The organism is Streptomyces fragilis, from assembly GCF_003112515.1.
Taxonomy (GTDB): domain Bacteria; phylum Actinomycetota; class Actinomycetes; order Streptomycetales; family Streptomycetaceae; genus Streptomyces; species Streptomyces fragilis.
The window spans coordinates 73,777-90,623 of record NZ_BEVZ01000005.1 but is presented as its reverse complement, the minus strand read 5'-3'; the positions used below and the strand labels follow the sequence as shown (position 1 = coordinate 90,623).

Annotated in this window: 11 protein-coding genes, 1 tRNA gene and 1 pseudogene; 3 read left to right on the top strand and 10 right to left on the bottom strand. The window is 74.8% G+C overall.

The features are described from left to right. Positions 1-101 precede the first annotated feature (101 nt). A complete protein-coding gene (locus Sfr03f_RS18775; protein ID WP_108955129.1) occupies positions 102-1,604 on the bottom strand; it encodes an MFS transporter in 1,503 nt (500 codons plus the stop codon). Between the two features lie 170 nt (positions 1,605-1,774). Between Sfr03f_RS18775 and Sfr03f_RS18770 the strand changes: the two genes are divergently transcribed. Then, a tRNA-Cys gene (locus Sfr03f_RS18770) sits at positions 1,775-1,849 on the top strand. A gap of 100 nt (positions 1,850-1,949) precedes the next feature. Here Sfr03f_RS18770 and Sfr03f_RS18765 read toward each other — a convergent pair. The 6 genes and pseudogenes from Sfr03f_RS18765 to Sfr03f_RS18740 form a co-directional block, all read right to left on the bottom strand. Then, positions 1,950-4,241, bottom strand: a complete 2,292-nt coding sequence (locus Sfr03f_RS18765; RefSeq protein WP_245967643.1) for a xanthine dehydrogenase family protein molybdopterin-binding subunit — start codon at positions 4,239-4,241, stop codon at positions 1,950-1,952. Beyond that, a pseudogene (locus tag Sfr03f_RS31810) lies at positions 4,238-5,050 on the bottom strand ((2Fe-2S)-binding protein); the annotation flags it as partial. The gene Sfr03f_RS18765 and the pseudogene Sfr03f_RS31810, both read right to left, overlap by 4 nt. A 452-nt stretch (positions 5,051-5,502) precedes the next feature. Continuing rightward, positions 5,503-6,396, bottom strand: coding sequence for an FAD binding domain-containing protein (locus Sfr03f_RS18755; RefSeq protein WP_108955127.1), 894 nt, complete (start codon positions 6,394-6,396; stop codon positions 5,503-5,505). A 220-nt stretch (positions 6,397-6,616) separates the two neighbouring features. Further along, complete coding sequence (locus Sfr03f_RS18750) at positions 6,617-8,209, bottom strand: beta-N-acetylhexosaminidase (protein ID WP_108955126.1); 1,593 nt, start codon at positions 8,207-8,209, stop codon at positions 6,617-6,619. Between the two features lie 28 nt (positions 8,210-8,237). Continuing rightward, a complete protein-coding gene (locus tag Sfr03f_RS18745) occupies positions 8,238-8,534 on the bottom strand; it encodes a DUF3039 domain-containing protein (protein WP_170145114.1) in 297 nt (98 codons plus the stop codon). A gap of 73 nt (positions 8,535-8,607) precedes the next feature. Continuing rightward, a complete protein-coding gene (locus Sfr03f_RS18740) occupies positions 8,608-9,168 on the bottom strand; it encodes a YqgE/AlgH family protein (RefSeq protein ID WP_170145113.1) in 561 nt (186 codons plus the stop codon). 266 nt (positions 9,169-9,434) lie between these two features. Here Sfr03f_RS18740 and murA point away from each other — a divergent pair, with 266 nt between their 5' ends. Continuing rightward, positions 9,435-10,781, top strand: coding sequence for a UDP-N-acetylglucosamine 1-carboxyvinyltransferase (gene murA, locus Sfr03f_RS18735; RefSeq protein ID WP_108955123.1), 1,347 nt, complete (start codon positions 9,435-9,437; stop codon positions 10,779-10,781). A gap of 91 nt (positions 10,782-10,872) precedes the next feature. Here the strand turns inward: murA and Sfr03f_RS18730 are convergent, their stop codons facing one another. Beyond that, the gene (locus Sfr03f_RS18730) at positions 10,873-11,154 is read right to left on the bottom strand and encodes an HU family DNA-binding protein (protein ID WP_108955122.1); all 282 of its coding nucleotides are present in this window, start codon (positions 11,152-11,154) and stop codon (positions 10,873-10,875) included. 339 nt (positions 11,155-11,493) lie between these two features. Beyond that, positions 11,494-12,903: an NAD-dependent malic enzyme gene (locus tag Sfr03f_RS18725; RefSeq protein WP_108955121.1), complete on the bottom strand. Its 1,410-nt coding sequence runs from the start codon at positions 12,901-12,903 to the stop codon at positions 11,494-11,496. 615 nt (positions 12,904-13,518) lie between these two features. Here Sfr03f_RS18725 and Sfr03f_RS30805 point away from each other — a divergent pair. Further along, positions 13,519-14,361, top strand: coding sequence for an LAVTG motif-containing sortase-dependent surface protein (locus tag Sfr03f_RS30805; RefSeq protein WP_108955120.1), 843 nt, complete (start codon positions 13,519-13,521; stop codon positions 14,359-14,361). An 87-nt stretch (positions 14,362-14,448) separates the two neighbouring features. Here the strand turns inward: Sfr03f_RS30805 and Sfr03f_RS18715 are convergent, their stop codons facing one another. After that, a complete protein-coding gene (locus Sfr03f_RS18715; protein ID WP_245967642.1) occupies positions 14,449-16,803 on the bottom strand; it encodes a HelD family protein in 2,355 nt (784 codons plus the stop codon). Positions 16,804-16,847 lie beyond the last annotated feature (44 nt).

The following is a 16,847-nucleotide window of genomic DNA, read 5'->3' as shown; positions in this document are numbered from 1 at the left end:
CCTTGAGCTCGTCCATGTGCCCGGTCGACACCGCGACGACCAGGCGTTCACCCGCGTCGATGTCGGGGCGCGGATCATCCCTGTCACGTCTCCTGCCCGGCCTACCCCTCCGTCCGCAGGCGGCGGGTGACCTGGATGCCGCCGAGGGCGAGCAGGGCGGCGAGGGCGAAGACGACGGCGAACGCGGCCGGGTGGGAGCCGCCGGAGGCCGAGGCGGCGTGCGCGGCGACGGAGCCGCCGCCGAGGGCGGCGAAGGCGGCGCCGGCCACGGCGAGGAGCAGCGCGTTGGCCAGACCGTCGGAGATCTGCAGGGCGGCGGAGTTCACGCCGGCCTCGTGCGGCGGGGACAGCTTCAGCAGCAGGACGCTGGTGGAGGCGATCACCAGGCCCATGCCGAAGCAGCCGACCGCCCACACCGCGGCCACCGTCCAGGCGGGCACGGCGTCGATCAGCACGGCGGGCACACCGGCGATGGCGAGCACGACCAGCGTCATGCCGAGGGTCACCAGCCGCTCGCGGTGCGGCTGCAGGCGGGGCCGGGACTGTACCCAGGAACCGGTGGCCCAGGTGATGCCGCCGGCCGCCAGCGAGTACCCGGCCCAGGTGGGCGTCAGCCCCCGCTCGGTGACCAGCATCAGCGGGATGAACGACTCCGCGCCGATGAACGCCCCGGACGCCACGCCCCGCAGCAGCACCACGGAGGGCAGGCCGCGCGCCGAACGCCAGGTGCCGGGCGGCAGCAGTCCGCGCACGGCCGGTACCAGCAGGGCCACGCCCAGCGCGGCGGGCAGCAGGGAGATCCACCGCAGGTCCTGCGCCGCGTACTGGAACAGGCCCGCGCCGAGGGAGACGGCGAGGGCGAGGCGGATGCGGCGGGGGTCCGCGGTGGTCTCCTCACCGGCCGGTCCCGACGCGCGCCGGCGGATCTCCGGCAGCGCCAGCGCGAGCGGCAGCAGCACGATCACCGGGATGCCGAGGAACACGTAGCGCCAGCCGAGGTGTTCGGTGACCGCGCCGGAGGCGAGCGGACCGACCACCGAGGGGACCACCCAGCTCGCCGCGAACGCCGCCATGATGGCGGGGCGCAGCCGCTCGGGGTAGGCGCGGCGGATCACCACGTACAGCGCGACGATCACCAGGCCGCCGCCGAGGCCCTGCACGGCGCGGCCGAGCACGAAGACCCACATCGTCCGGGCCAGCCCCGACACCACCAGGCCCGCGCCGAACGCGGCGATGCCGAGGGCCACGGGGCCGAGCGGGCCGCGGCGGTCGGCCCACTGACCGGACACCACCATGCCGAAGAGGCTGGTGGTGAAGAACGCGGAGAACGCGAAGGCGTACAGCGCCACGCCGTCCAGCTCGCGCGCGGCGACCGGCATCGCGGTGCCGACGGCGGTCGCCTCGAAAGCGATCAGCAGGACGACGGAGACGATGCCGATGCTGAGGGCGCGGTGGGAGCGGCCGAGCACCGACTCCTCGGGCCGGGCGTCGAGCGGGTCCGGGGCGGCGCCGGCGTCTTCCGTGGGGCGGCCCTTGGCGGGGCCCTGGGCGGCGTCGCCGCCGCTGCCGCGCGACGGGCCGAGAGGGCGGGGACGGCTGGTCATGCCGCCACTGTAAGGGGCGCGGGCGACAGTGGCTCCTGTACCTCCCCCGCGTCCGCCGTGCCGTCCGCGACGGCGGTTCATGAACGCCGTGTGGCAGTCGTGTTGCACGGGGCCGGATGCCTTGAGGACGCGTCCCGGGGGGCCGTAGCGTCGTACCCGTCGCCACACAGGACCGCGTGCCCGAGTGGCTCAGGGACTGGACTGCAACTCCAGGCACGCGGGTTCGAATCCCGCCGCGGTCTCCACCAGCTCGCGCCCCGCCCGGCCCCGTGCCCGGCGGGGCGCGGTGCGTCCGCCCCCCGTGAGGGGGCCGGGTGAGCCCCCCGCCCCCGGAGGGCGCCGGCCCTACTGTCCCGTGACGACGGCGGCCTGGGGGCGGATGGGGAGGCGGTTGACGAGGCGGCCGGTGGCGGCGCGGACGGCGGAGGCGATCGCCGCCGGGGCCGTGACCACCGGGACGGTGGAGACGGACTTGGCGCCGAACGGGGCGACCACGTCCCGTTCCTCGACCAGCCGGACCAGCCGGACGTCCGGCGCGTCCAGCGCGGTCGGCAGCGCGTACCCGCCGAGGTCGGGGTGGCGGACCAGCCCCCGCTGGGTGCGGAGGTTCTCTGTGAGGGCGATGCCCACGCCCTGGGTGAGGCCGGCCTCGATCCGGGCCCGCGCCTGCGCCGGGTTCAGCACCCGCCCCACGTCCTGCGCGACCGCCAGCTCGACCACCCGCACCGCGCCGACCTCGACGTCCACGTCGACGACCGCCCGCACCGCGCAGAAGGCAAGACCGACGTAGGCGTCGCCCTGCCCGTCCGCGTCCAGCGGCTCCGTCGGGTGGGGGCGGCACTGGGCGGTGGCCCAGAGTTCCTTGCCCGCCAGCGCCTCGACCACCGTGGTCGACAGCAGCCCGTCGTAGGAGGTGATCTTCCCCTCGGCGATCTGCAGGAGCTCCGCGGACATGCCGAACGTGTCGGCCAGCGGCTGCAGCAGCTGGGTGCGGACCATCTTCGCGGCGCGCTCGACGGCACCCGCCGAGACCCAGGTGTGGCGGCCCCGGCTGCCCGCGCCGGCCGGCGGCTGGTCGGTGTCGACGGGGGCGACGACCACGTCCTCCAGGCCCAGCACCTCCTGCACGATCTGCCGGGCCAGCGTGGCGAAGCCCTGCCCGTACTCGACCGCGGCGCACAGCACCGTGCCCACGCCGTCCTTGATCTTCACGGTCGCGGTGGCGACCTCGTCGGAGCCCTCCGCGCCCAGCAGGTGCACCATGCCGAGCCCGTAGCCGACCCCGCGCCGCACCGCGGACGGGTCGCCGGGGCCCTCGGGGCCGCCCGGCAGCAGCCACTCCTCGACCGGGGTGTCCTTGGGCAGCTCCGGCATCGGCGCCTCCCGCACCGCGGCCAGCAGCTCGGCGACCGGCGCGGGGCAGGTCACGGTCTGCCCGGTGGGCAGCACGTCGCCGGTGGCGAGCACGTTCCTGGCGCGCACCTCGGCCGGGTCGGCGCCCAGCTTGCGGGCCACCTTGTCCATCTGCGCCTCGTACGCGGCGCACACCTGCATCGCGCCCTCGCCGCGGACGTACCCGGACGGCGGGTTGTTGGTGCGCACCGCCCAGCCCTCGACGAACGCGTTGGGCACCACGTACGGGCCGCAGGCGAAGGAGACCGCGGCGGCCAGCGCCTCGGCGGAGGAGTCCGCGTAGGCGCCGCCGTCCAGCAGGATCTGCGCCTCCACCTTGACCAGCCGCCCCTGCCCGTCGGCGTGGTGCCGGTAACGCAGCAGCGTCGGGTGGCGGTGGGTGTGGCCGAGGAAGGAGTCCTCGCGGCTCGCCGCGAGCTTGACCGGGCAGCCGGTGCGCAGCGCGAGCAGGCCCAGCGGCAGCAGGAAGGCGGGGTCCTCGCGGTCGGCGTCCGCGCCGGGCACGCCGGTGACCACGACCCTGACCCGCTCCGGCTCCAGGCCGAAGCAGGCGGCGGCCGCGTCGCGGTGGGCGTGCGGGTCGGTGGAGCCGACGTAGAACTCGACGCCGCCGTCCGGCCGCGGCACGGCCAGACCGGCCTCCGCACCGATGGGTGCGGGGTCCTGACGGCCGATCCGGTAGGTGCCCTCGACGACGATCTCCCCGGTGGCCTCCGGGTCGCCGCGGCGCAGCGGGATGTGCCGCAGCAGGTTGCCGTCGGGGTGCAGCGGCTCGGCCTCGAAGGCGTGCTCGGGGTCGGTGACCGGTTCCAGGAGCTCGTACTCGACGATCACCGCGGCGGCGGCCATCCGCGCGGTGTCCGGGTGGTCGGCGGCGACGGCGGCGATCGCCTCGCCGTGGTGGCGCACGACGTCGGAGGCGAAGACCGGGCGGTCGCCCCTGCCCCGCCCGTGCAGCGCCTCGCCGGGCACGTCCTCGGCGGTGATCACGGCGTGCACGCCGGGCATCTCGCGGGCGTGCGTGGTGTCGACGGACAGGATCCGCGCGTGCGGGTGCGGGGAGCGGAGCACGGCGGCCCACAGCAGGCCCTCGGCCCACAGGTCGGCGGCGTAGGCGAAGGTGCCGGCCGTCTTGGCGTCGACGTCGTCACGGGGCACGGACGCGCCGATGCCGTGGAAGGGGGCTCCCCCGTCGGCGTCGACGGCGACGGTGTCGTAGCTCACGCGTGGCCTCCGTCCTCGGCGTCCTCGTACACGGCGGCGGGCGCGGCGGCCGCGCCGTCGTGGTGACGGGCCTCGTCGCCCGCCTCACCGGTCTCCTCGGCCTCCTGCCGGGCGCGGCGCTCGGCCACGACCTCCTCCACGGCGTCCAGCACGCCGCCGTAGCCGGAGCAGCGGCACAGGTTGCCGCTGAGCGCGGTGCGGGCGTCCAGGCGGGTCGGCGCGGGGTTGCGTTCGAGCAGGTCGTGCACGGTCATCGCCATGCCGGGGATGCAGAACCCGCACTGCACGGCCCCGCAGCGGGCCAGCGCGCGCTGCACGTCGGAGGGCTGCCCGGTCTCGTCCGGCAGTCCCTCGACGGTGCGCACCTCGCTGCCGGCCGTGGTCACGGCGGGCACCAGGCAGGAGGCGACCAGCCGGCCGTCCACCTGCACGTTGCAGGCGCCGCACTCGCCCTGCGAGCAGCCGTCCTTGGCGCCGGCCAGGCCGAGCCGCTCGCGCAGCACGTAGAGCAGCGACTCGCCGAGCCACGCGTCGGTGACGGGGCGGTCCACGCCGTTGACGCGCAGCACGTAGGAGGCGAGGGGGTGGTCGTCGTGGAGCGGGGCGTGCAGGGGCGGCTCGGCGTCGGCGCCGGTGTCCTGGGCGGGCGCGTCGGCCGGGACGGGCTCGGCGACGCCCACGGCCCCGGCCGGCTCGGCGTCCTCGCCGCCCTCGGGACCCTCGGGTCCGGGCGCCTCGCCGGGGACCTCGTCGGGCAGGGCGGCGCCGGCGTCCTCGTGCCCGGGGGCCTGCGGCAGCCGCTCCGAGGCGTCCTCGGAGTGCTGCGGCGGGACCCACGCCTGGGCGTGGTCGGACTCCCAGGCGCCGGCGGCGTGGGCGGTGTTCCACGCGCCGGTGTCGTAGGGCTTCTCGGTCTGCCCCCACTGGTGGCCGGCGTCCGGGTAGCCCGCGGCGTCGGACCACTGGGCGGGGATCTCCTGGCTCTGCGGCGCCGCGGCGGCCTGGTGCGGCGCGGCGGCGTCCGGCTGGTGCCAGGCGGCGGGCGGCGTCGGCGCGGCCGGGTCGGCGGTGTCCGCGGCGTGCGGGACGGCCGTTATGCGCGGCGGCACGAAGCCCTGGCCGGGGGCGGCGAGCAGCGCGTCGATGCCGCCCTCGGGCAGCTGCACGAAGGCGGTGGCGCCGTCGTCGTACTCGCCCTGGGGCAGCGGGTCCCAGCGGCTCGGGCCGCTCTGGGCCCCGTTCCCCTCGTGCTGGTCGTCGGTCACGACAGAGCCCTCCCCAGTGCTCGCCGGGCCAGCGCGGCGACGGTGCGCCGCAGGTGCAGGACGGCGGGCGGCAGCTGCTGCACGGAGCCGTCCTCGGCGGGTGCCGGGTCGGGGATGCAGGCAGCTGCCACGTAGTCGCCGAAGGCGGTGACGGCGTCCGGGACCAGGGCCCGGTTGTCGTCCCAGTCGATGAGGCCGGCGATCCACTGCTCGGCCTCCAGCGGGCGCAGCGGCATCGGGGCGACGGCCCCGACCGCGCAGCGCACCGAGCGGCGCGCCGGGTCGAGGACCAGGGCGACGGAGGCGGTGGCCCGGCCGGGGCCGGTGCGCCCGGTCGCCTTGAGGAACACCTGCGGGGCGTGCAGCAGCGGGACCCGGACGTAGCCGATCAGTTCGCCGCCGCGGAGCATCTCCACGCCGGCCAGCAGGTGGGAGACGGGCACCTCGCGGCGGGCGCCGCCGGGGCCGGCGACGATCACCGTGGCCTCCAGCGCGGCCAGCACCGGCAGCGCGTCGCCGGTGGGCGCGGCGGAGGCGATGTTGCCGCCGAGGGTGCCGGCGTTGCGGATCTGCGGCGGTCCGGCCGTGCGGGCGGCGGCGGCCAGGCCGGGGATCAGCGCGGCGAAGTCGGGGCGTCCCATGCGGGCGTGGGTGAGGCCGGCGCCGAGCAGCGCGTGGCCGTCCTGGTACTGCCAGCCGCGGATCTCGGCGATGCGCCCGAGGCCGACGAGGGCGGAGGGACGCAGGCGGCCGGAGTTGACCGCGGCCATCAGGTCGGTGCCGCCGGCGACGGGGACGGCGGTGGGCGTGGCGGCGAGCGCGTCCACGGCCTCGTCCAGCGACGCGGGCAGGGTGACCGCCTGCGGCGCGTGCGGTGTGTGCGTGGTCAAACCGGCTTGCCCCTTCCCGCTTCCCCCGGCCTGGAACCGCCTTGTGCCTGTTCCACGGCGTATGGCCGTACGGTACGTGCTGACAGGGCGGACGTGGCAACTCTGGCACATCCCCGTGCCCACCTGTCGCCACCCCCCGCTCCTTTGCCGGGCATGCCGCCCGGGGGGAGGAAGCGGCGGCGGGCGCGCGGTGCGCGGGTTCAGCCCGTGGGGCGGCGGGTCACGGCCCCGGCAGGGGGCGTCCGGCCAGGCCCGGCCGGCGCTGCCAGGGGTGGGGGCCCGCGGCGGGGCGGTGTTCGACGCCGAAGGCGGCCAGGCGGGGCAGGTGGGCGGCGAGCCGCGCGGGGAAGTCGGGCCGGTCGGCGGACCAGACGACCTCGGCGAAGGCCGCGAGCCGCGGGAACAGCTGGTAGTCGGCCCGCCGGCCGTCCTCGACGACCTCGGTCCACAGGTTGGCCTGCGCCCCCAGGATCCGCTCCGGGTACGCGGCGAGTTCGCCGGGCGCCGGGTCGAAGGCGTGGACGTCCTCCACCGTACGGACGAACCCGAGCGGCACCGGTTCGTCGTCACCCGGCGCCTGGCGGTGGTCGAGGTACACGTGCTGCTCGGGGCAGACGACCACGTCGTGGCCGGCCCGGGCCGCCGCGAGACCGCCCTCGTAGCCCCGCCAGGACGACACGACGACTCCGGGCGGCAGCGGGCGGCCGCCGTCGAGGATCTCGTCCCAGCCGGTCATCCGCCGGCCCCGCGCGGCCAGCCACCGCGCGAAGTGGCCCATGAACCACGCCTGCAGGCCGTCCTCGTCGCCGACGCCCAGCTCGCGGATCCGCGCCTGCGCCACCGCGGAGGCGCGCCACTGCTCCTTGGGGCACTCGTCGCCGCCGAGGTGCACGAAGGGCGACGGGAAGATCTCCAGGACCTCCTCCAGCACCTCCTCGTAGAAGCGCAGCACCCGTTCGGTGGGGGCGAGGACGTTCGGGCTGATGCCCCAGGTGTCCCACACCCCGAGGGCGGCGGTGTCGACCACGTCCGTGTTGCCCAGCTCGGGGTAGGCGGCGATGGCGGCCTGCGAGTGGCCGGGCAGGTCGATCTCGGGCACGACGCTCACGTGCCGCGCCGCCGCGTAGGCGACGATCTCCCGCAGGTCGTCCTGGGTGTAGAAGCCGCCGTGCGGGCGCTCGTCCCACAGCGGGGAGGCGCGGTGGCCCAGCTTGGTGCGCGGACGCCAGGCGCCGGCCTCGGTGAGCCGGGGGTGGCGGTGGATCTGGATCCGCCAGCCCTGGTCGTCGGTGAGGTGCAGGTGCAGGACGTTCAGCTTGTGGGTGGCCATCAGGTCGACGATCCGCAGCACGCCGTCCTTGGGCATGAAGTGCCGGGCCACGTCGAGCAGGAGCCCGCGCCAGCGGAAGCGGGGGGCGTCCTCGATCCGCACGGCCGGCACCTCGGCGGCCCGGCCCGGGTGCACGGGGGCGCGGCGGAAGGCGTCGGGCCCGAGCAGCTGGCGCAGCGTCTGGGCGCCCCAGAACACGCCGGCCGGGGAGCCGCCGGTGATCTCCACGCCGGTGTCCGCGCCGGCCCGCAGCCGGTACGCCTCGGGCGCGAGGGCGTCGTCGAGCAGCAGGCGCACGCCGCGGCCGGCGGGTCCGGGCGGCAGGGGCAGCGCGTACACGGCGCCCAGGACGGAGCGCAGCCAGTGGGCGACGTGCTCGGTGCCGGGCGCCGCCCACAGGGTGGTGTCCTGCTCCAGCACACAGCCGTGACCGCCGGGGAGACCGGCGGTCACGGGGAGCGGCACGAGGCCGGCGGTGGTCATGCGGCGGGGCCGACGCGACGGGATCCGGCTACTTGCCGCCCTTGCCGCCGCCCTTGCCGCCCTGGTCGTCGCCGCCGGCGCCCATGGACTCGTAGATCTCCTTGCACATGGGGCACACCGGGTACTTCTTCGGGTCGCGCCCCGGTACCCAGACCTTGCCGCAGAGCGCCACGACGGGCGTGCCGTCCAGCGCGCTCGCCATGATCTTGTCCTTCTGGACGTAGTGGGCGAAGCGCTCGTGGTCGCCGTCGCCGTGCGACGTCTTCGGGGTCGGTTCGACCAGCGTGCCGGTGCCGGTGCCGCGCTCGGGCTCGAGAGTGCTCATGGGTGCCAAGAGTACCGGGACGGGAGCCGGTGGCGGCAGGGCCGGACGCCGCCCGCGGGCGGGCCCGGGGCGGTCAGTTGAGCGAGGGGTCGTCCGGGTACGTGGCGATCATCGCCAGCTCGCCCCGCTGGCGGCGCAGCACGTCGCGCCACAGCCGCTCGGGGGCGGGCGCGGAGACGTCCCCCGGCTCGGACTCGACCACGTACCAGGCGCCCTCGGTCAGTTCGTCCTCCAGCTGCCCCGGGCCCCACCCGGCGTACCCGGCGAAGATCCGCAGCGAGCCGAGCGCCGCGCCCAGCACCTCGGGCGGCGTCTCCAGGTCGACCAGGCCGATGGCGCCGTGCACCCGCCGCCAGCCCGGCGGGCCCTCGCCGCCGGGGACCACGGCGACGCCCAGCGCGGAGTCGAGCTGGACCGGCCCGCCCTGGAAGACGACCGGCGGCTCCCCCGCGTACCGCGCCCAGTCGTCCAGGACGTCGGCCACCCCGAGGGGCGTCGGCCGGTTGAGCACCACGCCCAGCGAGCCCTGGCCGTCGTGGTCGAGCAGGAGCACCACGGCGCGCGCGAAGTGGGGGTCCGCCAGCGCGGGCGTCGCGACGAGCAGCCGGCCTGTGAGCGAGGACACCTCGGTCATGCCCGCCATGATGGCGCATCCGGCCGGCCTGGGAAGCTCCGCAGGGGGTACCAGGGTGAACGACGCGTCGCGGTGACGCCGTGTGCGCGCCCCGTTCCCCACCGTTCACCCGTGTGACGGCGGCCGATCGTCCGGCGGGGGGCCGGGGCGGGCTCCCGGGCCCGTGACTTCCGTCAACGCGGCGGACGGCCATTACGCTAGCTCTCCGGACGCGCCCCAGAAACGGCCTTCCGGCCCCCTGCCCATCCGATCGGAACGCGAGATTCATGACCGTCAACGGCTCTGACGACGTACTCCTTGTCCATGGCGGCACCCCGCTGGAGGGCGAGATCCGTGTCCGCGGTGCGAAGAACCTCGTGCCGAAGGCCATGGTCGCCGCCCTCCTCGGGTCCGGCCCGAGCCGGCTGCGCAACGTCCCCGACATCCGCGACGTCCGCGTCGTGCGGGGCCTGCTGCAGCTGCACGGCGTGACGGTCCGTCCCGGCGAGGAGCCGGGCGAGCTGGTCATGGACCCGTCCCACGTGGAGAGCGCGAACGTCGCCGACATCGACGCGCACGCCGGCTCCTCCCGCATCCCGATCCTGCTGTGCGGCCCCCTGCTGCACCGCCTGGGCCACGCGTTCATCCCGGGCCTGGGCGGCTGCGACATCGGCGGCCGGCCGATCGACTTCCACTTCGAGGTGCTGCGGCAGTTCGGCGCGCGCATCGAGAAGCGGGCCGACGGCCAGTACCTGGAGGCCCCGCAGCGGCTGCGCGGCACCAAGATCCGGCTGCCCTACCCGTCGGTGGGCGCCACCGAGCAGGTGCTGCTGACGGCCGTGCTGGCCGAGGGCGTGACCGAGCTCTCCAACGCGGCGGTCGAGCCGGAGATCGAGGACCTCATCTGCGTGCTGCAGAAGATGGGCGCGATCATCGCGATGGACACCGACCGGACCATCCGGATCACCGGTGTCGACGAGCTGGGCGGCTACACCCACCGCGCCCTGCCGGACCGTCTGGAAGCGGCCTCCTGGGCCTCGGCGGCGCTCGCCACGCGCGGCAACATCTACGTCCGCGGCGCGCAGCAGCGGTCGATGATGACCTTCCTCAACACCTACCGGAAGGTCGGCGGCGCCTTCGAGATCGACGACGAGGGCATCCGCTTCTGGCACCCCGGCGGCGAGCTGAAGTCGATCGCGCTCGAGACGGACGTCCACCCCGGTTTCCAGACCGACTGGCAGCAGCCCCTGGTGGTCGCCCTGACGCAGGCCACGGGCCTGTCGATCATCCACGAGACGGTGTACGAGTCCCGTCTGGGCTTCACCTCCGCCCTGAACCAGATGGGCGCGCACATCCAGCTCTACCGCGAGTGCCTGGGCGGCTCGCACTGCCGGTTCGGGCAGCGCAACTTCCTGCACTCCGCGGTGGTCTCGGGCCCGACGCGGCTGCAGGGCGCCGACCTGGTGATCCCCGACCTGCGGGGCGGGTTCTCGTACCTGATCGCCGCGCTGGCCGCGGAGGGCACCTCCAAGGTCCACGGCATCGAGCTGATCAACCGCGGCTACGAGAACTTCATGGACAAGCTCGTCGCCCTGGGCGCCAAGGTGGAGCTCCCCGGCAAGCCCCTCGGCTGAGCCGGCGGGCCCCCAGGGGTCCTGCGCACACGCAGAAGGGCGGCCACCCCCTCGGGGGTGGCCGCCCTTCACGCTGCCTGAGCCGGCCGGGTCACTTGCCCTTGGCGGCTTCCTTCAGCTTGCTGCCCGCGGAGACCTTCACGCTGTAGCCGGCCGGAATCTGGATCGGCTCACCGGTCTGCGGGTTGCGGGCGGTGCGAGCGGCACGGTGGGTGCGCTCGAAGGTCAGGAAGCCGGGGATCGTGACCTTCTCGTCGCCCTTGGCGACGATGTCGCCGACAACCTCGGCGAACGCGGCCAGAACGGCGTCGGCGTCCTTGCGGGTCACCTCGGCGCGGTCGGCCAGCGCGGCCACCAGCTCACTGCGGTTCATGTTCTTACTCCCGTGTTTCTTCTTGCCGTTGAGGCGGGCCACGCGGCCAGGCCGCATGTCGGGCACAGCGAAGCCGATGCTGCCAGGGTCACCGGAGAGCCCCATGCACCCGGGTCCATGGTCGGACCCTCGCGCCCAGAGAGGCATCCTGCCCCCACCTGCGGCGCTAAAGCCAATCCGGCACCGACGAACACGGCGGGGAGTCACACGTACGCGTGGCGTGGCCACCGCACGCGGCAGCTCCGGCCGCGATGTCCCCTCACGTTACGTCCTGCCTCCGACAGCGCCCGCCCCGCCCCGCCGGACGGGCGCGGCAGGGCGCGGCGGGACCCGGGCGGGTCAGCCCTGGACGGACTCGGCGGCGCGGCGGACCGCCCCGGCGACCGCTCCGGCGACCTTGTCGTTGAAGACGCTCGGGACGATGTAGTTCGCGTTGAGCTCGTCCTCGGTGACGACGTCGGCCAGCGCCGTCGCGGCGGCCAGCATCATGCCGGTGTCGACCGTGCGGGACTGCGCGTCCAGCAGGCCGCGGAAGACGCCGGGGAAGACCAGCACGTTGTTGATCTGGTTCGGGAAGTCGGAGCGGCCGGTGGCGACCACCGCGGCGGTCTGCCGGGCCACCGCCGGGTCGACCTCCGGGTCCGGGTTCGCGAGCGCGAAGACGACCGCGTCGTCGGCCATCGCGGCCACGTCGGCGCCGTCAAGGACGTTCGGGGCGGAGACGCCGATGAAGACGTCCGCGCCGCGCACGGCCTCCTTGAGGGTGCCGGTCAGGTTCTCCGGGTTGGTGTTGTCGGCGATCCAGCGCAGGGCCGAGCCGGGCTCGGCGTCGACCAGGTCGTGCCGGCCGGCGTGCACCACGCCGTGGATGTCGGCGACCACGGCGTTCTTCACGCCGGCCGCCAGCAGCAGCTTCAGGATGGCGGTGCCGGCCGCGCCGGCGCCGGACATGACGACGCGGACGTCGCCGATGGACTTGCCGACCACCCGCAGCGCGTTGGTGAGCGCCGCCAGCACGACGATGGCGGTGCCGTGCTGGTCGTCGTGGAAGACCGGGATGTCCAGCGCCTCGCGCAGGCGGGCCTCGATCTCGAAGCAGCGCGGGGCGGAGATGTCCTCCAGGTTGATGCCGGCGAAGCCGGGGGCGATCGCCTTGACGATCTCGACGATGGCGTCGGAGTCCTGGGTGTCCAGGCAGATCGGCCAGGCGTCGATGCCCGCGAAGCGCTTGAAGAGGGCGGCCTTGCCCTCCATCACCGGCAGGGCGGCCTTGGGGCCGATGTTGCCGAGGCCCAGCACGGCCGAGCCGTCGGTGACCACGGCGACCGCGTTGCGCTTGATGGTCAGACGGCGGGCGTCCTCGGGGTTCTCCGCGATGGCCATGCACACCCGGGCCACGCCCGGCGTGTACACCATGGACAGGTCGTCACGGTTGCGAATGGGGTGCTTCGACGCCATCTCGATCTTGCCGCCGAGGTGCATGAGGAACGTACGGTCGGAGACCTTGCCCAGCGTGACGCCCTCGATGGTGCGCAGGTTCTCGACGATCTCGTCGGCGTGCGCGGTGGAGGTGGCGGCGATCGTGACGTCGATCCGGAGCTTCTCGTGGCCCGAGGCGGTGACGTCGAGGCCGGTGACCGAGCCTCCGGAGGACTCCACGGCGGTGGTGAGCTGCGACACGGCGGTTCCGCTCGCGGGCACCTCCAGCCGGATGGTCATCGAGTAGGAGACGCTGGGCGCCGTTGCCATGGCGGAGTTCCTCTGCTTTCGCGTGTACTGCGTGTACTGCTGTTGTCGCTGTTCGCCGCAGGTGCGGCCGCCGCTGCCGCCGCGGGGCCGGGCGTCGTCGCCGGAGGCGGGCGGCGGGCGGTGGCGGAATCGAATCTGCCGTCCGATCGTCGCACCTACCGACGAGTAGGCGTTAGTCGGGGGAGGTTCGTCACAGTTCACCCGGAAGGCGCCGGAAAGGCCGCGTCCGGGAACGACGAGGACCCATGCCGCCCGTGGGTGACATGGGTCCCTGATTCCCTGAAGTGGAGAGGTGACACCGACCCGCCATGCTCGCCTCGCGGCAAGTGGTCGCTCGTAGCGACGAAGGTTGGGCCCGGGGGCTTGGATCGGGCCGGTGTCACGTTCCAGGCTAACAAACCCTTCCGGCCACGCCATTCCCCCGCGGCGGTTTTCTGCCGCGAGGGCGAACGATCATCGGACGGCCCGTAAACCCACCGTTACCCAATCGTTGCACGGACCAAAGCGGGACAATGCCGTCAACTGATCCTTTCGCTGCTTGACCGTGATCACTTGCGAACAGGAAGCTCACCCTCTCGGCCACACTCATTCCGCTTCTGTGCCAGAGGTGCCCCCATGTCTCACCGCTCACTTCCCCGTTGGGCCTCCGCGCTTCCCCTCGCGGCGACCCTCCTGCTCGCCGGCGCGGCCGTCCCCGCCGCTGCCACCGGTGCGGAGAACCACACCGAGCAGATCCGCCAGGACCTGCCGGTCACCGCCAAGGGCTTCGAGAACGGCGAATGCAGGACCGTTCCCGCCGACAAGGACGGCTGGCACTTCGTGCTGCCGGGCAACGACACCGTCTTCACCAAGCTGACGGTCACCTTCGAGCGCGGTGGCGAGCAGGTGATCACCGACTTCGGCCCGCCGAGCGACAAGCACGCCTACGCCGCCTCCGAGCCGGGCGCGAAGCTGGTCGCGGCCGTCGCCGAGACCGAGGGCGCGGACGTGAAGTACTTCAACCTCTCCCACACCTGCCCCGCCTCCTCCGCCCCGGAGCAGCCGGGCGAGGAGAACCCGGGTGAGGAGAACCCGGGCGAGGAGAACCCGGGCGAGGAGAACCCTGGGCAGGAGAACCCCGGGGAGGAGCAGCCGTGCGAGGAGCAGCAGGGCGGCTCGGGTGACGGGCAGGACTGCCAGACGCCGCCGTGCACGGGCACCGGGACGGACGGCGACGAGGACGCGGGCTGCGACGAGCAGCCGGGCGGCGGCACCGAGGGCGGCGCCACCGGGCAGCCGACCGAGGCCCCGACCGGGCAGCCGACGGAGCAGGCGACCGCCTCGCCCGCGCCCGTCGAGGGCGACCTGGCCGAGACCGGCGCCGGTTCGACGGTCGGCCTCGCCTTCGCCGCGGCGCTGCTGCTGGCGGCCGGCGGCGCGATCGTGATCCGCAACCGCCGCGCGGGCTCCGGCAGCTGACGCCCGCACACGCCAGGAGGCCCGGACCGCGCTCGCGGTCCGGGCCTCCTGCCGTTCGCCGGGACCGCGCGCGCCCGGCGCGGGCGGTCAGTCGCGCAGGAGGTCCGGGACGCCGTCCGCGTCGGGGTCGTCGCGTTCCCCCGAGACGACCGTGAGCTGCTGGGTGGCGCGGGTGAGGGCCACGTACAGGACGCGCAGGCCGGCCGGCGACTCGTCGGCGATCTCCGCCGGGGAGACGACCACGGTGGCGTCGTACTCCAGGCCCTTGGCCTCCAGGCTGCCCAGAGCGACCACCCGGTCCCCCAGGCCCTGCAGCCAACGGGCGGCCTCCTCCCGGCGGTTCATCGCCACGACCACGCCCACCGTGCCGTCGACCAGCGCCAGCTGCCGCTCCGCCTCGGCCCGCACGGTGGGGCCGAAGCCGCCGTCGGCCACCGCGAACCGCGGCCGGACCCCGGTGGAGCGGACGGCGGTGGGCGCCTCGGCGCCGGGCATGGCCAGCGCCAGCACCCGGGCGGCCAGCTCCGCGATCTCGGAGGGGTTGCGGTAGTTGACGGTGAGGGTGAACCGCCGCCGGGGCCGGGTGCCCAGCGCCTCGTCGCGGGCCTGGGCGGCCTCGTCGGGGTCGGACCAGGAGGACTGCGCCGGGTCCCCGACCACCGTCCAGGTCGCGTGCCGCCCGCGCCGCCCCACCATCCGCCACTGCAGCGGCGTCAGGTCCTGGGCCTCGTCGACGATGACGTGCGCGTACTCCACCCGCTCCTTGGCGAGCCGTTCGGCCCGCTCGCGCTGGGTCTCCTCGCGCTGCGGCATCAGCTCCTCGAGGCCGGTGAGCTGGTCCAGCGGGTCGAGCTCGCGCTTGCGGCGCGGGCGCACGGGCGTGCCGAGCACCGCCTCCAGCTCGTCGAGCAGGGCGATGTCGTGGACCGTCAGCCCGTCGCGGCGCAGCGACCTGGCGACCTTGCGCACCTCGCCGGGGGTCAGGACGCGGCGCGCCCAGCGGCCCAGGCGCCGCTCGTCGGCCATGGCGGTGAGCACCGCGCGCGGGGTGAGCTCGGGCCACCAGGCGTCGAGGAACTCGACGAACGGGTCCTCGGTGGTGACGTCCTCGTCGAAGGAGGAGCGCAGTTCGGCGGCGAGCTCCGGGTCGCTGTGCCGGGAGCCGGCGCCGGACTTCTGCCAGAGCGCGTCGAGCAGCAGCTTGCGGGCGCGCGGGCGCAGCAGGTTGACCGGGGCGGTGCCGCCGAGGGCGGTGCGGCGGATCTGTTCCAGCTCGCCGGCCTCCAGCTCCAGGCGGCGGTTGAAGGCGACCACCCGCAGCCGCTCGGGGCACGGGGTCCCGCCGTTGCCGCCGGGGCCCAGTTCGAGGGCGCCGCGGGCGGCCTTCCGCAGCACCTTGAGCATCCGGTAGGAGCCCTTGACGCGGGCGGTGGACGGGGAGTCGTGCGCGGTGGCCTCGACGCCGTCGACGAGCGAGCCGATCGCGCGGACGGCGACCTGGCCCTCCTCGCCCAGCGAGGGCAGCACGCCCTCGGTGTAGGCGACCAGCAGCGGCGTCGGGGAGACGATCAGGATGCCGCCCGCGTAGCGCCGCCGGTCCTGGTAGAGCAGGTAGGCGGCGCGGTGCAGGGCGACGGCGGTCTTGCCGGTGCCGGGTCCGCCCTCCACGTAGGTGACGGAGGCGGCGGGGGCCCGGATCACCTGGTCCTGCTCGGCCTGGATGGAGGAGACGATGTCGCGCATGGTGTGCCCGCGGGAGCGGCCCAGCGCGGCCATCAGCGCGCCGTCGCCGATGACGGCCAGCTCGCGGCCGTCGAGGTACGCGGTGATCTGCGGGCGCATCAGGTCGTCCTCGACGCCGAGCACCTTGCGGTTGCGGGAGCGGATGACGCGGCGGCGCACCACCCGGCCCGGGTCGACGGGGGTGGCGCGGTAGAACGGGGCCGCGGCCGGGGCGCGCCAGTCGATGACCAGCGGCGCGTAGTCCTCGTCGAGGACGCCGATCCGCCCGATGTGCAGGGTCTCGGCGATGTCCGCGGTGTCGTCCTCGCGGATCGCCTCGTCGGCGGGCTCGACGGAGGTGTAGGCGCCGTCGGGGCCCTTCTTGCCGTCCTTGCCCAGCAGCATGTCGATGCGGCCGAAGAGGAAGTCCTCGTACTCGTTGTTGAGCCGGTTGAGGTGGACACCGGCCCGGAAGACCTGTGCGTCGCGCTCGGCGAGCGCGCCGGGCGTGCCGACGTGCCCCTTGCGGGCGGCGTCCCGCATGAGGAACTCCGCCTCGGAGATCTTCTCCTCGAGGCGGACGTACACGCGGTCGAGATGTTCCTGCTCGAGGGCGATCTCGCGTTCTCTGGCGGAGTCCCCCGCCGCGTCGCCGTCACTCTCGCTGGTCGTGCTGCGAGCCGTGTCGACCGCGTTCCCCTTTTGTGCCTGAGCGGCCACCGGTGTCCCCATTCATGCGTACTGGCGGCCGTCAACAGTACGCG

Coding starts and splice junctions, on each gene's coding strand:
- murA (WP_108955123.1), top strand. CDS start 9,435: ATGACCGTCAACGGCTCTGACGACGTACTCCTTGTCCATGGCGGCACC.
- Sfr03f_RS18775 (WP_108955129.1), bottom strand. CDS start 1,604: ATGACCAGCCGTCCCCGCCCTCTCGGCCCGTCGCGCGGCAGCGGCGGC.
- Sfr03f_RS18740 (WP_170145113.1), bottom strand. CDS start 9,168: ATGACCGAGGTGTCCTCGCTCACAGGCCGGCTGCTCGTCGCGACGCCC.
- Sfr03f_RS18730 (WP_108955122.1), bottom strand. CDS start 11,154: ATGAACCGCAGTGAGCTGGTGGCCGCGCTGGCCGACCGCGCCGAGGTG.
- Sfr03f_RS18725 (WP_108955121.1), bottom strand. CDS start 12,903: ATGGCAACGGCGCCCAGCGTCTCCTACTCGATGACCATCCGGCTGGAG.
- Sfr03f_RS18750 (WP_108955126.1), bottom strand. CDS start 8,209: ATGACCACCGCCGGCCTCGTGCCGCTCCCCGTGACCGCCGGTCTCCCC.
- Sfr03f_RS30805 (WP_108955120.1), top strand. CDS start 13,519: ATGTCTCACCGCTCACTTCCCCGTTGGGCCTCCGCGCTTCCCCTCGCG.
- Sfr03f_RS18745 (WP_170145114.1), bottom strand. CDS start 8,534: ATGAGCACTCTCGAGCCCGAGCGCGGCACCGGCACCGGCACGCTGGTC.